The sequence below is a fragment of the Vibrio kyushuensis genome (assembly GCF_050337325.1).
GTDB lineage: Bacteria > Pseudomonadota > Gammaproteobacteria > Enterobacterales > Vibrionaceae > Vibrio > Vibrio kyushuensis.
On the sequence record NZ_JAKJSV010000018.1, the window covers coordinates 11,315 to 32,228 of the forward strand.

The window sequence follows — 20,914 nt, forward strand, 5'->3', positions numbered from 1 at the left end:
GAAACTACTTCATCGTAGCAACCGGTAGGTTCAAATGTCGAAAACGGGCTGGTCAACGATTCTATATTTCTCGTCATTGCGAATGTTAATTGAGGTCAATAGGTTTTGGGTTGAGAAGAGATCAGCCGATAACTTTATCGCGGGAACGAGGTGATTTTCAACTAAAATTGAACATTGCAATAGTCGAAGTTAATCTCTGATTATTTTTGCAACAAGCACTTATTAAAGCGCTTACTTAACATCAGATCATATTAGCTAGTACAGCACCTTATATATGGGAAATAACCAACTTATCACGCAACACCTCAGTTTTAACTACCAACCTCAAAAATTAAGGGATATACTATTTCCAATTCCAGTAGGGAGCTAGAAATGGACACAAACCCAACGACAAAGCACTTTCAGTCACTTAAGCAAGGCGCAGACAGCTATATCAAACGCCGTAACCTGCGTTTATTGGCCAATCACCGTAAAGAACTGCGTAACTTTACCCGCGCAGAAGCCTCGGCTTATCTTGGTATCGATGCCAAAACACTTGATAAATACGTGGCAGCAGCTGAAATCGATCCTCGCCGTCATGAAGACTCGCAATGGTCTATCGATATCGCTGAAATGTACCGTGTCCGTGATTTACTGCCCGAAGCTCTACGTAAAGAGCTCAAGTTCAAGCGCAGTGATAAGCAAGGCGCTCAGGTCATCGTGATCCAAAACCAGAAAGGTGGTGTCGGTAAAACTGTCTCTGCCGCGACTATCGCGTCTGGCCTAGCCACTGAGTTTCATCAAGAGTATCGCATTGGTCTCATTGATATGGATGGTCAAGCAACGCTCTCTATGTATTACGCACCAGAAGCCGACCAAGAGGGTAACCTATCGGTCGGTGATTTGATGATGCGTAATTTTGATTTAGATGAAGATGAGACGTTCAACGACGCTGTATCTGAAGCGTTCTTAGAGACGACGATCCCTAATTTACGTATTCTTCCTGCCGCACAAAGCGATAGGGCGATAGAAGGTTGGTTCCATGAGCAAGTGTTTAGTCACAAACTGCCCTCCCCTTACTCGATTTTAAACGATGTAATTGACGCGGTGAAAGATGAGTTCGATATCATCATTATCGATACCCCACCGTCTCTTGGTTACGCTACGTACAACGCCTATTTCGCTGCAACGAGTGTGGTTTTCCCACTATCGATTACCGAAAACGACATCGATGCAACGTGCTCATACTTTAGCTATATTCCGCAGGTTTGGGCACTGCTTGAAAACGCTAATCACGATGGTTACGACTTTATGAAAGTATTGCTCACCAATCACCGTGATAGCTCAACCACAACCGAGCTAATGAACAGCCTATATGATCACTTTGCGCCTTACTTATACTCGAAAGAGTTCAAGCATAGCGAAGCGATCCGTCAAGCCTCTTCCCTACTCTCAACCGTGTTCGATATGTCAAAAAGTGAGTACCCAAAGAGCAAATCTACTTTCCAAACCGCGCAGCAAAACAGCTACGAAGTAACCAGCCAGATTCAGCGCGACATTCTTAACGTATGGCGTGAACAGGAGAACGCATAATGGCGAAAAAACGTGGCGGTAGCCCTTTAGGAAATGCACCCGGTTCAGCCGAAGCGCAAAAGGTAGCAGCAAAAGCCAACCTTGATTCTCTGACAAAGCAACTCGTTTCAGAGTTAGAAAGCTCGGGTGAAAACAGCGCAGAATACCTAAAGCAACAATTTGGTATTGAATCGGTTGGCCAAGCGATGACTTGGCAACTAGCGTCTGGGAAATCAGCCATCTTTAACGAGGTGACATTGTCACATGAGCAAGTGCGAGATACGACGTTCGTTACCTTTGATGTTAATGGCCGTGATCAATCACTTCTCACCAAAGAATCACTGCAAGATTTAAACTCTCTTGAATTTCAGCAGTTTTACCCAGCGGTAGGCCGAGAGGTCGAAGGTAAAATTGATGTGCTCGATGGTTCTCGCCGCCGAGCATGGTTCTTACTCCAAGAGGGTCGCATAAAAACGTTCAAAATGCTTGTCGCTCAAGACGAGGTTTCCGTTGCCGATGCCAAGGCACTCGCCAAGCAGCTACAAACTGCCAAAGAGCACAACCAGCGCGAGATCGGCTTACAGTGCAAAACACTGATGGACAGTGGCGATTACACCCAAGAAGACGTGGCTAAGATGGTGGGTATTAGTCGCCCTGCCGTGAGTAAAGCGCTTAAAGCGGCGAGCATTGATGAGCGCATCATCGCCCTGTTCCCTGTCGTTAATGAGCTATCACACACCGACTATTCGTTACTTGGTAAAGTGATGAAAGCGTTTGAAAATGATAAGAAAGGCCTCACTGGCTTTACGAAAAAAGTGAGCAAAAACCTTGTCAATGTTCAGCCTGAACAAAGCAGCGATGAGTTTAAAGATAGTGTTCTGACTGCCATTAAGGCTGAGCTGAAAATTACAGAAGCTAAGAGCGAAACGGATAAAGCAGAAGTCACTCCCCTTGCCCAGTTCGATAGCAAAGGTATGTTTGCGCGTAAGCGCGTTAAAGGTCGTAACTTCTCGTATGAATTTGGGCGTTTGTCGAAAGAGGTTCAGAACGAGTTGGATGAGGCGATAGCCTCAGTGCTTAGGAAAAACGCAGATTAGATTATTCAGGCTAACTTCGGTTAGCCTTTAATTTGTTGTTTTAACCAGTTGGCTCCTCTGACTCATTATTGGACAAGAATGAGTTAGGGGCTTTATAAATATTTAAAGATATGGAAAGTCGCTCTTGTTGAGCGACTTTTATTTGTTAACCTCTAAAACGATAATCTCCAATCAACTCCGTTAGTTGCTCCAAATGAGTGGTTGCAAGTGCACCACAACCATTACCCAAACTCACGGTGGCTTCAATTTGAGGCCACGAACACCACTCTTCACTCTGTGAAAGCTTCGCCAGTAAACCACCGACAAACGCATCCCCCGCTTCATCCCTGAGGTTAGGGTCGAAGCTGATGTAACCACCAGCGGCTTTGATACGCTTCATCGCTTCATCGCTTCCATTGTTGCACTTCATGAAGGTTCGTTAGCCAAAGCATAGAACAGTGTGCATCCACTGAGCAGCATTTAATTCCGGGGTTACTCTTAGAATTCGTAGTACAGACGTACACGAGCACCGAAGTCATCTTCTTCAGCGAAAGTTGATGCATTCGCTTGCTGTTCTAACTTGTTATCAACCATCGTGTAGTAAGTACCTAGAAGAACAGAAAAGTCTTGTACCTCCAGTACATCACTGAATGCGTATGATGCATACCAGGTTTGCACGTTTACGTCACCTTCAGCCCAAGATGAAAACTCTTTATTTTCGTATTCATTAATCGAGTAAACGTAGCCTACTCCAAAGTTACTCCAAAGCGCGTTAACACCTGCTGACAGGTTATTTTCATCTACTGCATCTAAGTAAGCAATGTTCGTGTTTACACTCCAATCACCACTAGTCCAGTTACCTGTTAAGCCGTAACCTGTGCGGTCAGAAATATCAACACCATTGGCAACGATTGCGTCTGAAACTAGGTTAGTTTCGACCGAAGCTGCTACCTTGAAGTCTCCCATTTGATAAGCAACCACAGGGCGAACTAAGAATGAATCTTTACTCGATTCAATTTGCTGACCGTGGTATTTGCCTTCAAGTCCACCATCAAATAAGTTTGTTCGATCGCCTAGCATTGCACCGACTTCAACATAAAGGCCACCGAAGTTTTGGCTATACATGATTTGCCCGTCAGAACCGCGACCACGAGCTTCTTTCATTTGGTAAGTATAAGCGGCACCATCACTATATAGATCATTTGCTGTAGAACCTGAATACTCTAGGAATACATCTAGCCCGACAGGGAACATGTCGTAAGCTTCAAATCGACCCGCTTTGATTGTCCAACTATCTTTTTGACCGAACTCGAAATAAGCGTCATCGAGAGCAATATTGCCAGTACTTTCAAAGAGAGGTTGCGCTTTTACCCCAACATAGTGGCCGTTGCTTGTGTATTTCTCACCCGAAAATTCGATAAGTACGCGACCATCTTGGTTAAATTCACTGTCATCATTAACATGTGATTCACGATCTTGGTAGTTGAAGTTAAGCTCTACGTTACCACCGATAGAGAAATTCCCCTCTTCGTTGTCTACGATGGTGACCTCAGCATTGGCTGTCATTGCAATCAAAATTGATGTCGCTGCAAACGACATTTTTAGTACCTTATTCATATCAGTCCCCTATATTATTGGCAATAAGTGGCCCTCCCTAGAGAGGGCCTTTTTTGTTTTGGTATTAGTTAGGTTGGCTACAGACTAGTTGGATGGCTGTATTGAAGAGTTAACTGTACCCCTCAACAAAGAGGCGGTGAGGGGGCAAAGCTACTGCCCACAGTTTTTACGCATATTTAGCTCTAAGATCATCTTGCAATTTATCGAGATTTTCATTATTCAACTTATAGAACTTAGAATAAATGAATAAACCAAGGGCACATAGTATCGCTGGAGATAAATATAAGAACTGTAAACCTGTTAACGTCTCTGCCGTTTGGACTTCGTTTGGTACAAAGTTAATTGCAGCCAGCCCCAATCCGATAAGAGAACCCGTTAGAGCACCAGAGCATTTAGAAATTAATGTGTGAGCTGAGTAGGAGACACTTTCAGCGCGAATACCAATGGTTTTATCTCCGTAATCGACAGTATCCGCTACCATGATCAGAATGATTAACCAGTAAACCGCTCCAGAGATTCCACCGAATACACCAGAAAGTCCAATGAGCAGGTTCGAGTCTGGTGCGTAGTTACCAGCAAACCACAAAGAAATAGCTGCGATGACTGGGAAAACGAGTGAAGCAGAGAACAAAGCTTGGCGACCAATCGCTTTAACAATAGGTTTAAAGAATAGTAGTGTACTAATTCCAGCAATACCGCCACAGGCAGACGCAACAGCTAGCTTTGTAGCATCACCTAATACATACGTATAGAAGTACATTGTATAGCCACCCATGAGAGCAGTCCCCACGTTGTAACAAAGGGCAATGGCTAGCAAGCAGAGGAACTGCCTATTTTTAAGTATCAACGAGTAAGCTTGCTTTAGATTGAAGTTCTTTAAAGCGGTTTTATCCTCTTCAAAAGATTCTTCTACCCATTTACAGGTAATCAAAGCACTAATGATCGCCATAGCGCCTGCACACGCAGCAAACAGCATATATCCGCGCCCATCATCACCCGCACCTAAGAACACTACAGCATAAACGACTACCCCTTGCACAATATAACTTGCTGCTGTCGCGAATACTCTTGGGTAAGGCATTAACCCCTCTCGTTCATCTTTATTTAGAGTGATCTTAGGGACTAATGACCAGAAAGGTGCATCTAGCATCGTGTAGGTCATACCCCAACCCACGTAAGTAAACACAACCCACCATAGCTGCGTGTTACCCTCAAAAAGGTGCGCGGCAAAGATACCCACCAAAAAGAAAGCGTTTAAAACGTTTCCGACAAGAATCCAAGGTTTGTATTTGCCCCAACGGGTATTCGTTTTAGCAACTATATAGCCAAGTATTGGATCGTTGACTGTATCCCACACCCTAGCGAGAAGAAACATACCCGCTAAAAATATCGGGGAAATACCCGCAACATCAGTGTAGTAAAACATGACAAAGACGTTTACTAGCACCAGACCAAAATCCTTGCCAAATCCACCCAAACCAAACGACCATTTGGTTTGATTACTCACCTTACCTGTTATCACGTTACTCATTATCATTCCTTAAAATTGTTTTTATTTGGACTAAGCCTGAGTGTAGGGTCTCAGGCTTTAAATCGATTAGGCGCTAATTTTTATATAGCCTGAGATTGGCTGTTCGAGCTCAGTAAGACCGGCTTGCAGTTCCATTGATTTGTCCTCTAAATGGCTCCCTAAGCAATCGAAAGTGCTGACTGTTATTGATTTCTCGGTAGAGCTCCGAAGAATGACTCTTTCGCTCATGGTTCCATTGACGATGGTAATATCGGTTATGCCATCGTGAAACACTTCAACGGGTGTATCAGAGAAGACGGCGACTACCTTTTCATGCTGCAGTGAAGACTCGACGATTGGGTACTGCATTTCAGGGCTGCAAGTCTTAATCTTGCCGTTCATTAAAATGTTTTTATGTCTCGTCCAAAAGCCAAGCCAATGCTTAACCATCGCTAGGTGAGAATCGGATAATTTCCGCATATTGGGAGAGATTTGAGGCACAGCGAATAGAGAGTTAATAAAATGTAAGCTCGCACTTTCTACCGTATCTTCAGGTGACCAAGTAAACATATCAGAGTGAACGGAGGTATTTCCTGAAAAAGCTCTCAGATCAAGAATACCCATTCGATTCGCAATAGGATCATTTGGACAATCATGAACTCTAAACAAATTGCCATATTTTCGGATCATTGAACCGATATATCTCTGTCTAAACTCAATCATTATATTAGAGTTAATCGCTTCCAGAGATCGTCGAACTTCCATCATCATCATGTCTACTGCTTCTGGAAGAGATTCTGTATCTCTGCGTGGGTCTGGTTTTAGCGCATTCCCTTCAGCATTTTTCATGTCAAACTCGTCAATAAAATCCAGCTTTAAACCGTCAAGATTGTATTCACGTACTACTCTACTGAAAGTTTCTACTAGATAACGGCGAACCTGCGGATAACGCGGATCAAGCGTTCCGGTCTCATTTTGTTCACTATAGAACAATAAATAATCTTCAAACTCGTTCCAGCTTTCGCATCCCTTGCCCATAAACGGCACACTGAGCCACAGCATATATTTCATACCTAAACTCTGTACATTGCTCACATGCGCTGCAAAATCAGGGAATCTCGTTGTCGCTACCTGCCAATCACCACAGTATTTATAGCCACGATTGCTGTCATCCGTTTGCCAACCATCGTCGAGGATAATTGTTTTGCAACCTGCCAATACAGCCATCTCGCACTGCGCTTCAATTTCCTGTTGAGAGAGATCTTGATGAAACGCATACCAGGTTGAATAGACGGGTTCCAAAGCGGCTTCAGGAACTTGCATTTGAGTTCCACCAAGCTGTTCTTCATGCCACAAGGCCATAGATTCAATGGCGTCAAATACTGGCATTTCTCTTGTATCTAAGCGCAGTGTTCCTCGGTAGCTAGTAAGTTCCTCGTTTGACAGGCTAAATAGGCGAAGTCTAATTCGGCCAACGTTTTCTTCCTCGTATGCACCCGCATGAACGTTAACAATGTTCTTGCAATCCGAAAATGCAAAAGCCAAGCGGCTTTGGCTACTTTGAGAGTAAAAACACCCGACCGGAGCTACGTGGCTAATATGACTCGAGTAAGAAGGCCACCATTCTGGGATACCTTTGTTGCGCAATGCCTTAGGATTACCATGAGGACAAGGCGTCCAAAGGTTGTGCATGTCGATAAAGGGAAAATGAACGTCTACCGTGACTTCAGGGAACCTAGTTGGTTCTTTTGCTTTAACCTCAATATCCAAAAACACAATCTCCTCTTCAAAACGAGGGATTGCGGTCACTTCCATAGCACTTGTATCAAGACAAGTTGCTTCAAACGTCAAATAATCTACTAGCTTCATATATATCTCTATCTACTAAAATCAGAAATCACAGGCTTACGAACAGCTGTTCGTAAACTTATAGAAATTTTAATTACGTGTAAGTGATCCAAAGCACATTCACTAAACTCTAATTGTAAATTGTGATTCAGATCTACAAACCAACTTTTCGACCCTGAAATATTTATTCAATCCAGAGACGCTTTTACTGGTATTATTTTCGCAGCCATTTTATAGAGGTTGTCATGTCTCACAAACCAATCAATGCAACGCAAATAGCTAAGCTCGCGGGCGTATCCCGAAGCACAGTTTCGAAAGTCATCAATAATTATCCAGATATCCCCGAAGATACAAAAAACAAAGTTCTATCTGTTATTGATAAGCACAAATATCAACCAAATGCCTTTGCTCAGGTACTCAAAGGCGTACCACAAACCGTGATTGCACTATATGCATACGCTTACGAGGTGGATATGGAGAGTGATTCTCTTAGCTCTTTAGAATCACCCTATGTAATGGGAATAATATCCAACTTCATTAAAGCAGCAAAAAACCACAACCATAAGCTTGTTGTGGAACTCATAGAATATGGAGATGACGAACAAGAAGTTGAGTTACAAATACGTAAAGACTTTGATTCTAAAACAATTGCAGCTGCGGTTTTTCTAGGACTGTCAAATGACGTTACCTTTATAGATAACCTCATTAATGATGACTATCGAATCGCAGTGCTAGACCGAGAGGTCAAAGAGGCCAAGTCTAGTATTAATATTTTCACCGACGATTCAGGTGGCGCTAGACTCGCCGTTGAGCATTTATATGAACAAGGATTTAACTCTATTGCGTTTATCGGTGGTTCAGACAATAAACACTCGGCTCGTAGCCGACTAGAAGGCTACACAAAAGCCATCAATAAAGCAGGTGCAGAGCACGTTGTATTTGATGCACTTTTTTCAGAAAAATCAGGACAGGAAGCTGCACAAAAAGTGCTAGCAATGACATCACGTCCAGACTCTTTTGTCTGTTCTGCTGACGTGATTGCTTATGGTTTCATTCAAACGCTTAGGGAGCAAGCACCTGATTATCTTGATCAAATTGGCATAGTAGGATTCGATAACAGCCCTTTCAATCAGTATCAAAGGCCAGCGCTTAGCTCTGTTGGCGTGGACTATAGCCAAATAGCAGTCACAACTATAGAAGCCCTATTAGGTAGTACAGAAACCACGAAGTACACTGTCCCAATGTCACTATACAAAAGAGATTCAAGTTTCATAGGACGTTGAGTACGTATACATTATTGACGAACAAATTATAGCTGAGAGCATAATTCTCAGCTTATTGGCGAGTATGCTACCTTCTAGTATCAGTTAAACTTAACCATTTAGCTCTAGAGTTAGGACTATTGATAAATTCAACTAAAACAGAAAGGTAAAAAAGTTAGTCAAGTCATAACAACGCTCGCGTATACGGAAACGCCCAAAGTTATTAGCTTTGGGCGTATCTTCTAACAAACTTGGTTACGACAAACCGAGCTTTAAAGTGTCATATGCAGAATTGGAAAAGGTTTTCCCATATCATCAAGTGGCGAGCGCGAAACGATTTTGAAGCCCATATGCTCGTAGAAACCTACTGCCAGTGGGTTTTGTTCATTTACATCGACTTTGGTTGCGCCTAGCTGCTCTATTACGTATTGCAGCAGAACCTTACCAACTCCTTGCCCTCTGGCCTCGTTTAAGATGAAAAGCATTTCAATCTTTAAGTCGTAGATCCCCACGAAACCTTGAATTGAACCACTTTCATTTTTCACACATCTTAACGTGACAGCAGGAAAAGCCTGCTCAATGATAATTGGTTTAAAAAATTCAATGTCTTCTTCTGATATGAAGTCATGAGTTGCTCGGACTGAACTCTCCCAAACATTAAGCATTTCTGCGTAATGTTCAGGAAGCACATTTTCTACAATCATTAGGTTTTCTCTAAAGTTGACTGAAATTCATGTGCAGCCGCGAGAGCGCATTTTACCGACAAAGTATATGTCCGTCCATTTAGCATCGACATTACTTTTATTTAGGAGAATATCAACAATCAGCATAAGGATGAATAGCAAGGCTAACACCGATTGGGGCATTTCTGAGTTACATCTTTCCCTAAATTAGTACTTCATTGATTACTGGGGGTATAACAAAACCTCTACGCTAGTGGCCAAATTAACTCACCCACTACAGTTTGGCGATGTAACCATAACAATGCCCATTCAATTAATGGGCAAACCTAAAAAAGGGACTAAATAATAAAAATAAGTTTGGTATTCTAATTTACAGTCACTTCTCCATTAAGGAAAGAAATCTTCACGATTTGATTTTTTCCGTTTCTATCCATGCTCATCGTAAGCTTTTCTTCTGACCAATCAGCATGAGTAAGGTTGATAGAACCCTCTAAATCATGCACAACAATACTTTTCAATTGAGGTTGCTGACTACGAAGCAGTACATAGCTTAATTCTGATGTGGCGGGGTTGTCTGGAGCATTACCCGTTAAGATAGAATCACCACCCTCAGAGTAGATCGTTTGAGAATAAGTCGTATCAAGCGCTACGTCATAGTCAAATTTCACCATGTCTGGTAATGCTACGGTGGTACTGCAGTTGGTCATTCTCGCTAACGGGCCTTCTAGCGTATTGACTACGTCATTTAGTTCGGCAGAAGCCTTTATCATTTCACCACGAGTATGCAGTGTCAGATCCAGTTGCTGTTTATGCGGGTTACTCACCTGGTTAATTTCAATTGCAGAATCTCCAAGCCAAAGAATCGAACGTCTAAATACTATATCTTTATAGCTATTTTCATCCCAATGAACCAAAGTATGGCTATCAACAGTGGCAGGTGGCAAACTCCAATCTACGACTGCATCAACAAACGTAAATTCTTCATTTTCGATATAGCGTTGTAATTTGGGAATCGCTGGTGTTTGATTATTTTGATTAACCACTAATGTATTGTGACTTGCGGTGTTTTTGTAATAGCCATAGTGAAGTTCAGCGCCATAACCCGTTGTGCCAAGATCTGGTAGGATTTCCTTACCATTTTTAATCAGGATTAACCCCAAGCGATCATAATGATCATGTTCACCACCATAAGGGGCATGTTTGTAGAGCAGTGAGTTGTTTCGCTCTTTATCGACACAGATCGTAATGCCAGACTCCGATGCATGAATCGCACTCCCTGTGATCAAAGGCAATTTTGGTAACTTATCTACGCCATACAATAAGGCATCAATATTATCGCGAGACATACTTTGATAAATGGTGTTTAACGCAGAACCAAAGATTGGGGTTTGGAACTCAGCGTAAGCAAATTCAAATAGGTGGACATGGTTCAGTTTTTCTTGCCCAGCGATGCAATCGTTAAGTTTTGGGAACTCACCTGTATTTAGCACGAGCTTTAATGGAAATTGCAGCATGGTGTGGTAATTCGGGTTAGTTCGCACCGAATAGTCAGTATTGCGTGCCAGTTTCTCAAATGCTAGCAATGCCTGCAGTGCATAATAGTGATAATGAACTGAACCTTCGAACCATAGACCCTCTGCACTCATACCATGCTTTAACTGATAGTGAATGCCATATTTACTGTGAAGCGCAAAATCAAGATATTTATCTTCATTAAGTAATAAACCGATAATACCAATCGTTGCGTTTATTTTCATCTCATGATTATGCAGCTGATCAGTTCGGTGCTGCATTAAAAATTCAGCCCCTTCCCGTAATAAACGCTCTTCAATATACAGACGCTCTTCACCACTTAAAGCTTCACAGACAAAGTCATACCCAAGCGCGAAATCCAAATTACAATTCGCTTCACACAATGTCTGAGCATTCGCTTTACCTGGCCCATTGTAGGGAATACCACCATGTTCTTCATAGTCAGGGTAGTATTTCGCGTATTGGAGTAAAATGGCTTTTACTTTGTCAAAGTAGTGCTGTTCTCCTGTTATTTGCCATAGTAAACCTAGCTCGCGACACGCTTTCGCATTTAGCCCGTTCAACCAACGCCACCAAGCACCGTCATAAGGCTCACCTGTGAATGCTTTACCATCAACAGGGCAACAATGTTCCTCTGAATTATGGCGGTTCCATGTCAAACGCACCCCATGTTCAGGGCAGAAATAATATAGATTCCACGTTGCTCGATTGTCCTCAGGAACCAATATTTCATAGTCGAGAACAACTTGGTTATCTCGCTTAATCTGCTCAATCGTTGCTGCCGACGCTTTTTGACGAATACGCTCTAATTGCGGTTGGGAAAATTGAATCATGGTTACCTCAATGAAAATCAAAATACTGCTGTGCGTTATTAAAGCAGATGTTTTTTATGGTCTCTGAAAGAAGCGCTTCATCATTAGGTACATCACCAGAGTGAGCCCAATCTGCTAGCATGTCGCATAACACTCGACGGAAATAGTCATGGCGAGACAAAGATAGAATGTTTCGTGAATCTGTGAGCATTCCGACGAAGCATCCCAATGCTCCCAAATTCGCGAGAGCGGTCATTTGAGCAATCATCCCGTGCTTATGGTCGTTGAACCACCACCCTGCGCCCAGTTGTATTTTACTCGCGCTACCCGATTCTTGAAATGCACCAATAAGTGATGCCAGAGGCCATGTATCTTTAGGGTTTAAACTATAAAGAATGGTGTTAGGTAGCTGATTGATTAGATCTAACTGGCTTAGAAATTGGGATAACGGCCTAATAAGCGGTGCATCATCCATAACACTAAATCCTGTTGCTGGACCAAGTGTGTCAAAGCGTCTCTCATTAACATTCATTAATACGCCATGGTGAATCTGCATAGCCCAGCCAAATTCACAGAAGCACTGTCCTAAAAAGACTAAAAGGTGGCTTCTTATCGCAAGGCACTCTTCGTCCGATATAGCGGCTCCAGAACGCATGAGTTCGAAAGAAGCTGCTACGCTCTGCTCTGACGAAACAATGAAATGAAAATTATTCAATCCAACGTCAGAAATCTTGCAACCCACAGCGTCAAAAAATGCTACACGCTCTCTAATGGCAGCCTTTAACAAGGCTAGATCTTTGATTTCATAGCCAACAGAACCTGAAAGCTTATCGAGATATTGCCCATAAATCTCAAGATTAGAAAGATTGATCAAACCATCGAAGCGAAATGTTGGTAGAACATTAGCCGAGCACGGTTCGTTCGCGAGTTTTTGATGAAACTCTAGGTTGCTTGTTGGATCATCTGTTGTGCAAACGGTATGTACCTTATTCATCTTCAAGACATTTTGTGGCGTTAAGGCCTGAGAAGAAATAACTTCGTTACACTGATGCCATAAAAATTCTTGGTTTTCAGGGCAAATCAACACATCAATATTGAAGTACTTTTTTAACTCTAGATGACACCATTGGTATAGCGGGCTACCAACAAGCTTAGGCATCGCTTCACACCACTTTGCAAACTTATCTTGATCACTGGCAGTGCCGGTAATGTACTGCTCATCAATCCCTACGCTGCGCATTGCTCGCCAAATATAGTGATCAGATGCTAACCAAACTTGAGTGATATTCTCGTGAGATTGGTTGAGGTATATGTCCTTAGCTTCTAGGTGACTATGGTAGTCGATGATGGGCATAGCCGAGGCATACTGATGATATAACTGCTCGGCTAAAGGCGTTTTTAGAAGGAAATCTTCAGATACATAACAATGTGCCATTGAGGTGTTCTCATTCTCTCGTATACAACTCACACGATCTTGTACGTACTAACTTCCAACAAGATTGCGAAAACAAAATAATAAAATCATGGTTTAATTTAATAAATACTGCATTTTAATTGTATGATTTTTGCTGTTGTAAATACAGATCAAAAGATTGAAAACGTGACACTTGAAACGATGTTTTATTTTTGCAAATCAGCACAGTTGAGTTTACTACTGCGCTTAAGTCCTCTATGAATAAAGTCGATGCCGATGATCTGATATCAACTTTTATTGCTAATAATCATTAACATAGATTGCCACTAGACCGAATTGAAGTCAGTTCCTAGTTCATCCAGTAGCAACAACCTAAAATAAGGTTAATGATTTACGATTCTATTAATGAACTCGTACACTTCAGGTTCACTTTTCGACAACGCTTGATTCATCGGCTCGGCTGATTCAATCATCTGCGCTCTTTGTTGCTTAGTAGGTTTGACGATTTAGTCGATGATACCAGCAACATCGCGAACTAAAGTTGCAAGCTCATCCCACTTCTCGTTATCAATCAAGTCGTTAGGTACCATCCAAGTACCACCACACGCTAGTACGCTTGGAATGGCTAGATAATCATTCACGTTCTTAGGGCTTACACCACCTGTTGGCATAAATTTAACTGGGTAAACGGCCGTTAACGCTTTAAGCATGTTAACGCCACCAGAAGGTTCAGCAGGGAAGAACTTCAATGTGCGTAGACCCATTTCCATCGCTTGCTCAACTAGGCTTGGATTATTCACACCAGGAACAATCGTTACATTACGTTGTTGGCAGTACTTTACAGTAGTTGGGTTAAAGCCTGGACTAACGACGAAATCCACACCCGCCTCAATCGACTGATCAACTTGCTCGGTTGTTAGTACCGTGCCTGAGCCGATCAGCATTTCAGGGAAGGCTTTACGCATTGCTTTAATAGCGTCAACGGCTTGTTCAGTACGGAAGGTAACTTCAGCACACGGCAAACCGTTCTCTATCAGAACTTCAGCAAGCTTCGCCGCTTTCGAGGCATCTTTGATTGCAATAACAGGTACAACTTTGATTTCAGATAGTCGTTCATTAAGCGTTTTCATTCTGTTTCCCTTAATTGTTACTTTAATTCGTTTAGATAGTCGGCATGACTTCTGTAGGAATAATCGCACCACGATGTTGGATTACTGTCCCAGCAACTAAGTGGCCTGTACTTGCGGAGTTCGTCATATCACCGCCAAGAATACGTTTTGCAAGATAACCGGCACTAAAAGAATCACCCGCCGCTGTTGTGTCGACAATCTTGTCAATTTTATTTGCTGCAACCGACTCAAACCTCTCCTGGTTCACAACGAAACACTCGTCACCACCGCGTTTCACCACTATCTCTTCTACCCCAAGAGCTTGCGTACGATCAATGGCTTGCTGTTCGGTGTCATCGCCCCAAAGCAGCACTTCATCATCAAACGTTAAAAACGCAATATCAGTGATCGATAGAATCTCTTTATACACAGAGCGGGCAACATCTAAGTCATTCCATAATGCAGGGCGGAAGTTGTTATCAAACGCGATCTTTACGCCTTCATTGCGACAAACCTTAAGCAGTTTGATCAGAGAGTCTAAACAATCCTGGGGCAAAATCGCTAAACTAATACCACTTAAATAGATTATTTGATGCTGGCAAAATTGATTCACTAGATCTTCAATCGAATGATCACGAAGCCAATACTTCGCTGCAGAGTCGTTTCGCCAGTAATGGAAGTTACGTTCACCGTCTTCAGTTGTCTCGATGGAGTACATACCTGGTAGTTTTGTCGCAGAGAGGTATACCATCTCGGTATTGATCTTCTCTTCTTGCCATGCGGTTAGCATTTCTTGGCTGAACGAGTCTTGACCTAGCCCTGTCACGTATGACGTGCTCACTCCGTGCTGCTTCGTTAATCGCGAAAGATACACAGCGGTATTTAATGTATCACCACCAAAGCTTTGCTTTAACTGGCCCTGATTTTTTGTTAATTCAACCATACATTCGCCAATCACAGCGACACGAGTAATGGGGGTCATAAAACTCTCCTCTCAATTTATGTATTCATTATCCCATAAAGCACAAAGTTGACAAGAATAAATAAACCTTTGTTTTAATAAACATGAACCAACCCTTTAATTGTGTTTAATGCGATTGAAAACGAAAAAAAAGCCAGCCGATTAAGGCTAGCTTTCATAACTCAATTTATTTCCCGATAAATGAGTGAGTACTGAACTAGTCTAGTAGAGACTTAACGTACTCAGCAACCTCAGAAACTTGGCAGTTCGCGAAGAAAAACTCTTGGAAGTGCGCGCCGCCGATAGCGGCTTTAACTAGGTCTTGATCGATAGAACGAAGGCCTTCAACAACGTCTTTAGCAACGGCTGATTTTACGTCGTTTAAGATAGCTGCGTTCGCTTGTTGTGGAGCAGCACGCTCGATCGGGTAACCTTCACCACGCTTGCCAGTGAACGCTTTTTCGAAGATGTAGCGAACGTTTAATTCACCAGCCCAACCAAAGCCTTTAGCGAATGCCAGAGAAATCGCGTTACCGTTGTTGATTTGGTTGAATAGGAAAGCATCTGATGGCTCAAGAGCGTAACCACAAACAACACCAGGGTGCAGGTTGCTCGCCATCATTGCGCCTTGACCTGTACCACAACCCGTTACAACAAAATCTGCTGCTTTAGAGTTAAGAACAAGGCTAGCTAGAATGCCTAGGTGAACGTAAGTTAGGTGGTGATCATTTTCATCCGTCATACCTACGTTGAATACATCGTGACCAAGGTCACCAGCAACGTTGTTTAGTTCTCCTGCAACCATAGCGTTTTTTGGTGCTTGGCTGTTTTCCATCATTAGAGCGATTTTCATGTGTTTCTCCTGCAGTTTACACTGCGATAAATTGAATTTTATAGTTAAACAAAGTCTTTGCGCATTGGAGTAAAGTTATCAATCAATACTCCCGCTTCTAGGCATACACAGCCATGTTCAATGCTCGGCTCTTTATACATAGTGTCGCCTGCTTTCACGATTTTAGTTTCATCACCGATCGTAAATTCAAACGCACCAGAAAGAACGTAGGTAAGCTGCTCATGAGGATGGTTGTGCATTACGCCAATTGCGCCTTTTTCAAAATGCACTTCAACAGCCATCATGTTGTCGTTATGAGCCAAAACCTTACGCGAGATACCATCACCTAGGTCTTCTAATTGAACGTCATTATTGTATACAAACATGTGTCACCAAATAATCTGTTTATTTGCTTGTTGCAAGTGTTTGGCGCTGCTCTCTAAGCAGGCGGAATATCGTCATCAAATTCACACTAATAAGCGTGACTTCTAATAACGTGCCCCCTATCGAACCCACGAGAATATTGTTAGTCAGCCAACACGTTGCACCAATTAAAAAACCGATTCTCATCTGAATACCTTTCAGCACAAAGACAGAATAAGTCCCAATTATCGTCCCTAATATTGGCCAGAGTTCCCAAATGGAGTTGGACAACCAAACACCACTGACCAAACTTATAAAAATAAATACTGCAGCAACCTTTTTAGATGAAACATATATCGCGGCTGCGGTTCTCAGCGTTGAAAGTAGCGCACTCAACACCGAGACAATAGAACCTAATAATAGATAGTGAAGCATGTGGTTAAGGTTAAAGATAACCATGATGATTTTTAGCTTTTTATCGTCTTTTTGATAGAAAGCTGAAACACCTAAAACAAAACTTACGTAACCCAAAACTTGAGCCAAATTTAGATATTCCATCATATTGTCTCACTGCCTATAAAGACTCTTTATTAGCGAGACAACCAACCACCATCAACAGCAATTGTGTAGCCATTAATGTAGTCAGATGCACTTGACGCTAGGAACACACAAGGACCTTCTAGGTCTGATGGCAGCCCCCAACGTGCCGCAGGAATACGGTCAACGATCTCTTTGTTACGTTGCTCATCAGCACGTAGCGCAGTTGTGTTGTCTGTTGCCATGTAACCCGGTGCAATCGCGTTTACGTTGATACCGTGTGCAGCCCATTCGTTTGCCATTAAGCGCGTTACGCCCATAACACCACTTTTTGAAGCTGTGTATGAAGGAACGCGAATACCGCCTTGGAAAGAAAGCATAGATGCGATGTTGATGATCTTGCCACCTTCACCTTGAGCAATGAACTGCTTAGCGACAGCTTGAGACATGAAGAATAGAGACTTAACGTTGATGTTCATTACGTCATCCCAATCTTGCTCTGAGAAGTCAATCGCGTCATTGCGACGAATGATACCAGCGTTGTTCACTAGGATATCGATACGACCGAGCTCTGTTACTGCACGATCAACAATTGATGGGATATCGTCTAGCTTCATTAGATTAGCGCGAACATCGACAAACTTACGTCCTAGTGCCTCTACTTGTTGCTGTGTTTCAGTTGCTTCTGAAATATTAATACCAACAATGTCACAGCCAGCTTTTGCTAAACCAAGAGCCATACCCTGACCTAGGCCAGTATTACAACCAGTAACAAGGGCAACTTTGCCCTTCAGATTAAATGATTCAAGTGTCATTTTAAAACTTCCTTAGAGGTAATAAGTAACGTGAACGTGTTCGTGGTTCACTGCAATGACGCAAACATAACAGATTTATTTTCACTTTGACAAACTTTTTTGAAAGAGCGTTTCAAAAATATCGACAAGGGACTTCTTTTTTAAGAATAAGCGATGGTGCGCGGTTACAAATTTCTGAAAAGGCATTTTGAAATTACTGGTAATGATAGTGACTACAGATATAATGCAAACAGATAACAATTAGGGCCGTTTTATGGAAAAGTCGACACAACCAGAAGCTGTATCTTCAGTATTAAAGGTTTTTAGTATTTTACAGGCATTGGGCGATCAAAAAGCGATAGGGGTTTCCGAGCTTTCTCAACGTTTAATGATGTCTAAAGCAACAACCTATCGCTTTTTACAAACGATGAAGACGCTTGGTTATGTTTCTCAAGAAGGAGAGGCGGACAAATACTCACTAACGCTTAAGCTTTATGAGTTAGGCGCAAAATCTTTAGAGTATGTAGAACTTATCGAGCTTGCTGATAAAGAGATGCGTATTATCTCAGAGCAGACTAATGAGGCACTGCACCTTGGGGCTCTAGATGAAAGCGCCATCATATACGTGCACAAAATTGACTCAGGTTACAACCTTCGCATGCAATCCAAAATTGGCCGTCGTAATCCGCTGTACAGTACGGCTATTGGCAAGGTTTTGTTGTCAGATAAAGACGAAGCGTTCGTACGAAACAAACTCGCCGATGTTGATTTTGTTAAACACACAAGAAAAACGCTAGAAAATACCGATCAGGTACTCTCTGCGCTTCAAGAGGTGCGTCAACAGCATTTTGCCGAAGATAACGAAGAGCAGGAGCCCGGCTTGCGCTGTATCGCAGCTCCAATCTATGACCGATTTGGAACAATCATAGCGGGTGTTTCTATCTCTTTCCCAACCATTCGTTTTGATGAAGCACGCATGGAATACTATGTTGGTCTTTTGCATAACGCGGGGAAAAACATATCAGAACAGCTCGGGTACCACGAATACCCATCGGCTTAAAAAAAATAAGAAGCAGCGATTCGCTGCTTTTTTTGCCACTAAATTATGTTGTGAAACGTCGTTTTATAATAAGGTAATCTCTATGGGTACTTCTGTCACACCAAATATAAGTGATTTTTTAAGTCGCATCGATCCTTTTGATAAGCTTCCATCATCGCTGATGCAATCACTCGCCAGCTGTGTCGTGATAAAGTATCTAACCGAAGGTGAGATCATTGAGTTCAGCGCGCTGTGCCAGAAGCGACACCTATACATCATTCGTACCGGCGCTATAGAGCAAAAGACCCCGAACGGAGAGCTTCGTGCACGTCTAGGGGAAGAGGATCAATTTGGCTTCACCTTTCTTGAGCCGCTTCAAGATGCTGAAGAGGGTTATCAAGCTCAAGCCATTGAAGATACTTTGCTGTACCTCCTTCCTCATCAAGAAGTAAAAAACGCCTGTGTTAACTACCCAGAGTTTGCCGACAACTTTGCCGCGCAAGCCAACGTAAGATTAAGCTCAGCGGTTGATTACGTTTGTCGTAAAGAAGAGAAAGGACTGTTTTTTCGTAGCGTCGGTGAGGTGGCAAGTGAAAATGTCGCGATCGTTGATGATAGCACTTCGATTAAAGACGTAGCGAAAACCATGTGTGGTGATCAACGCAGCTCATGTGCTGTGGTAATGAAAGAGGGTGATATTGTAGGCATGGTCACCGATCGTGATATGACGAGAAATGTGGTATCGGCTGAGATTGATACCAACCTGCCGATCAAAGAAGTCATGAAAGCTTCTCCAGTGTTAATCCAAAGCGACGATAAAGTCATTCAAGCGATATCGCTCATGCTGCAATACAACATTCGCTGCTTACCTGTTATCAAAGAGGGCAAAGTCACTGGGCTGCTCACAACGACTCACTTAGTTCACAACCATAAAACTCAGTCACTGTTTCTCATTGAGAAGATTAAATATGCCAATTCAGTCACTGCACTCGCTGCATTAAAAGGTGAAAAGCAGATCATCTTCCAAGCGTTAGTTGAAAGCGGTGTCAGCGCCGAGATCCAAGGACAAGTGATGTCGATGATCATGGATGCCTTTACCAGACGACTCATTCAGCTCACCGAGGATCTTCTCGGCCCTGCTCCCTGCGAATACGCTTGGATCGTTGCCGGCTCGCATGCGCGTAATGAAGTCCATATGCTTTCAGACCAAGACAGTGCTATCGTTTTGGCCGATGATGCCAGTGACGACCATAAGCTCTATTTTGTCCATTTAGCGATGCGTGTATGCAATGGCCTTGCCGCGTGTGGCTACCCTTTGTGCGATGGGAAATACATGGCAGCCACACCTAAGTGGTGTCAGCCAGTGTCACGTTGGAAAGAGTATTACCACAAATGGGTATCTAGCCCTGAATACAATAGACTCTTAAGCATCAGCGTCTTTCTCGAAGTTCGTGCTATCCACGGGAATGCTGATTTCGTGGAGAACATTCAAAACTACATGCATGAATGCATCCAAAACAACCCAAGATTCATTCCCGCTTTGGTACGTGACGCCATAGAAACCCAGCCGCCTCTCGGTATTTTTAATAGCTTGGTGCTCGAAAAAGGGGGCGAAAACAGCAATACACTGAACATCAAGAAGTACGCACTTAATCTGATCATTGATTTAGCAAGAATCTTTAGCCTAGCGGCAGGTGGCTCACTTACGGGTACCGAAGAGCGTTTTCGTTACGCCGCGAAACACGGCACGATGTCGCAAGATAGCTGTGACAATATCATTGGCGCATTTCGTTTTATTACTCAGGTTCGATTCAGACATCAACTCAACGCACTGAATATGAATAGCGAGCCAAACAATAATATCTACCCAGATGAAATCAGTAGCTTTGAACGTAAGCACCTTAAAGAGGCGTTTAAGATCATCAATAAACTGCAAGATGTCGCCAAACTTCGATTCGTTAAAGATGCTTAAT

General features: G+C 42.7%; 18 protein-coding genes. 5 read left to right on the top strand and 13 right to left on the bottom strand.

Features of this window, described 5'->3' with window-relative positions; genetic code table 11:
• Positions 1-372 precede the first annotated feature (372 nt).
• Together L4D20_RS23510 and L4D20_RS23515 are read left to right on the top strand one after the other, a co-directional pair.
• Entirely contained in the window at positions 373-1,572 is a 1,200-nt protein-coding gene (locus L4D20_RS23510; protein WP_428804010.1) for a ParA family protein, read from the top strand.
• Entirely contained in the window at positions 1,572-2,648 is a 1,077-nt protein-coding gene (locus L4D20_RS23515) for a ParB family protein (protein ID WP_428804011.1), read from the top strand. The genes L4D20_RS23510 and L4D20_RS23515 overlap by 1 nt, the downstream gene beginning before the upstream one ends.
• A 145-nt stretch (positions 2,649-2,793) precedes the next feature.
• On the opposite strand, the gene L4D20_RS23520 is transcribed toward L4D20_RS23515, so the two are convergent.
• From L4D20_RS23520 to L4D20_RS23535, 4 genes are all read right to left on the bottom strand, one after another.
• A complete protein-coding gene (locus L4D20_RS23520; RefSeq protein ID WP_489686424.1) occupies positions 2,794-3,057 on the bottom strand; it encodes a hypothetical protein in 264 nt (87 codons plus the stop codon).
• A gap of 68 nt (positions 3,058-3,125) precedes the next feature.
• On the bottom strand, positions 3,126-4,244 hold the full coding sequence (locus L4D20_RS23525; RefSeq protein WP_428804012.1) for a carbohydrate porin: 1,119 nt from the start codon (positions 4,242-4,244) through the stop codon (positions 3,126-3,128).
• Between the two features lie 166 nt (positions 4,245-4,410).
• On the bottom strand, positions 4,411-5,775 hold the full coding sequence (melB, locus tag L4D20_RS23530; RefSeq protein ID WP_428804013.1) for a melibiose:sodium transporter MelB: 1,365 nt from the start codon (positions 5,773-5,775) through the stop codon (positions 4,411-4,413).
• Between the two features lie 66 nt (positions 5,776-5,841).
• Entirely contained in the window at positions 5,842-7,623 is a 1,782-nt protein-coding gene (locus L4D20_RS23535) for a glycoside hydrolase family 36 protein (protein ID WP_428804014.1), read from the bottom strand.
• 224 nt (positions 7,624-7,847) lie between these two features.
• Between L4D20_RS23535 and L4D20_RS23540 the strand changes: the two genes are divergently transcribed.
• On the top strand, positions 7,848-8,885 hold the full coding sequence (locus L4D20_RS23540) for a LacI family DNA-binding transcriptional regulator (protein ID WP_428804015.1): 1,038 nt from the start codon (positions 7,848-7,850) through the stop codon (positions 8,883-8,885).
• Positions 8,886-9,136: 251 nt separating this feature from the next.
• Here L4D20_RS23540 and L4D20_RS23545 read toward each other — a convergent pair whose 3' ends face one another.
• The 9 genes from L4D20_RS23545 to kduD all read right to left on the bottom strand — a co-directional run bounded on the left by L4D20_RS23545 (position 9,137) and on the right by kduD (position 17,923).
• Entirely contained in the window at positions 9,137-9,568 is a 432-nt protein-coding gene (locus L4D20_RS23545; protein WP_428804016.1) for a GNAT family N-acetyltransferase, read from the bottom strand.
• Positions 9,569-9,912: 344 nt separating this feature from the next.
• Positions 9,913-11,913 (bottom strand): heparinase II/III domain-containing protein, encoded by a 2,001-nt coding sequence (locus L4D20_RS23550; protein WP_428804017.1) that lies wholly within the window; start codon positions 11,911-11,913, stop codon positions 9,913-9,915.
• Between the two features lie 7 nt (positions 11,914-11,920).
• On the bottom strand, positions 11,921-13,327 hold the full coding sequence (gene uxaC, locus L4D20_RS23555; RefSeq protein ID WP_428804018.1) for a glucuronate isomerase: 1,407 nt from the start codon (positions 13,325-13,327) through the stop codon (positions 11,921-11,923).
• A 485-nt stretch (positions 13,328-13,812) separates the two neighbouring features.
• Complete coding sequence (locus L4D20_RS23560; RefSeq protein WP_428804019.1) at positions 13,813-14,436, bottom strand: bifunctional 4-hydroxy-2-oxoglutarate aldolase/2-dehydro-3-deoxy-phosphogluconate aldolase; 624 nt, start codon at positions 14,434-14,436, stop codon at positions 13,813-13,815.
• Positions 14,437-14,467: 31 nt separating this feature from the next.
• Positions 14,468-15,397: a 2-dehydro-3-deoxygluconokinase gene (kdgK, locus tag L4D20_RS23565; protein WP_428804020.1), complete on the bottom strand. Its 930-nt coding sequence runs from the start codon at positions 15,395-15,397 to the stop codon at positions 14,468-14,470.
• Positions 15,398-15,593: 196 nt separating this feature from the next.
• The gene (locus L4D20_RS23570) at positions 15,594-16,229 is read right to left on the bottom strand and encodes an RpiB/LacA/LacB family sugar-phosphate isomerase (RefSeq protein ID WP_428804021.1); all 636 of its coding nucleotides are present in this window, start codon (positions 16,227-16,229) and stop codon (positions 15,594-15,596) included.
• A 44-nt stretch (positions 16,230-16,273) separates the two neighbouring features.
• Complete coding sequence (locus L4D20_RS23575) at positions 16,274-16,594, bottom strand: cupin domain-containing protein (protein ID WP_428804022.1); 321 nt, start codon at positions 16,592-16,594, stop codon at positions 16,274-16,276.
• Between the two features lie 19 nt (positions 16,595-16,613).
• A complete protein-coding gene (locus L4D20_RS23580; RefSeq protein WP_428804039.1) occupies positions 16,614-17,129 on the bottom strand; it encodes a YgjV family protein in 516 nt (171 codons plus the stop codon).
• 32 nt (positions 17,130-17,161) lie between these two features.
• Positions 17,162-17,923, bottom strand: a complete 762-nt coding sequence (gene kduD / locus L4D20_RS23585; RefSeq protein ID WP_428804023.1) for a 2-dehydro-3-deoxy-D-gluconate 5-dehydrogenase KduD — start codon at positions 17,921-17,923, stop codon at positions 17,162-17,164.
• A 253-nt stretch (positions 17,924-18,176) separates the two neighbouring features.
• Here kduD and kdgR point away from each other — a divergent pair, with 253 nt between their 5' ends.
• Both kdgR and L4D20_RS23595 read left to right on the top strand, forming a co-directional pair.
• Positions 18,177-18,962 (top strand): DNA-binding transcriptional regulator KdgR, encoded by a 786-nt coding sequence (gene kdgR, locus L4D20_RS23590; protein WP_428804024.1) that lies wholly within the window; start codon positions 18,177-18,179, stop codon positions 18,960-18,962.
• Positions 18,963-19,044: 82 nt separating this feature from the next.
• On the top strand, positions 19,045-20,913 hold the full coding sequence (locus L4D20_RS23595) for a DUF294 nucleotidyltransferase-like domain-containing protein (protein WP_428804025.1): 1,869 nt from the start codon (positions 19,045-19,047) through the stop codon (positions 20,911-20,913).
• The last annotated feature ends 1 nt before the right edge of the window (position 20,914 follow it).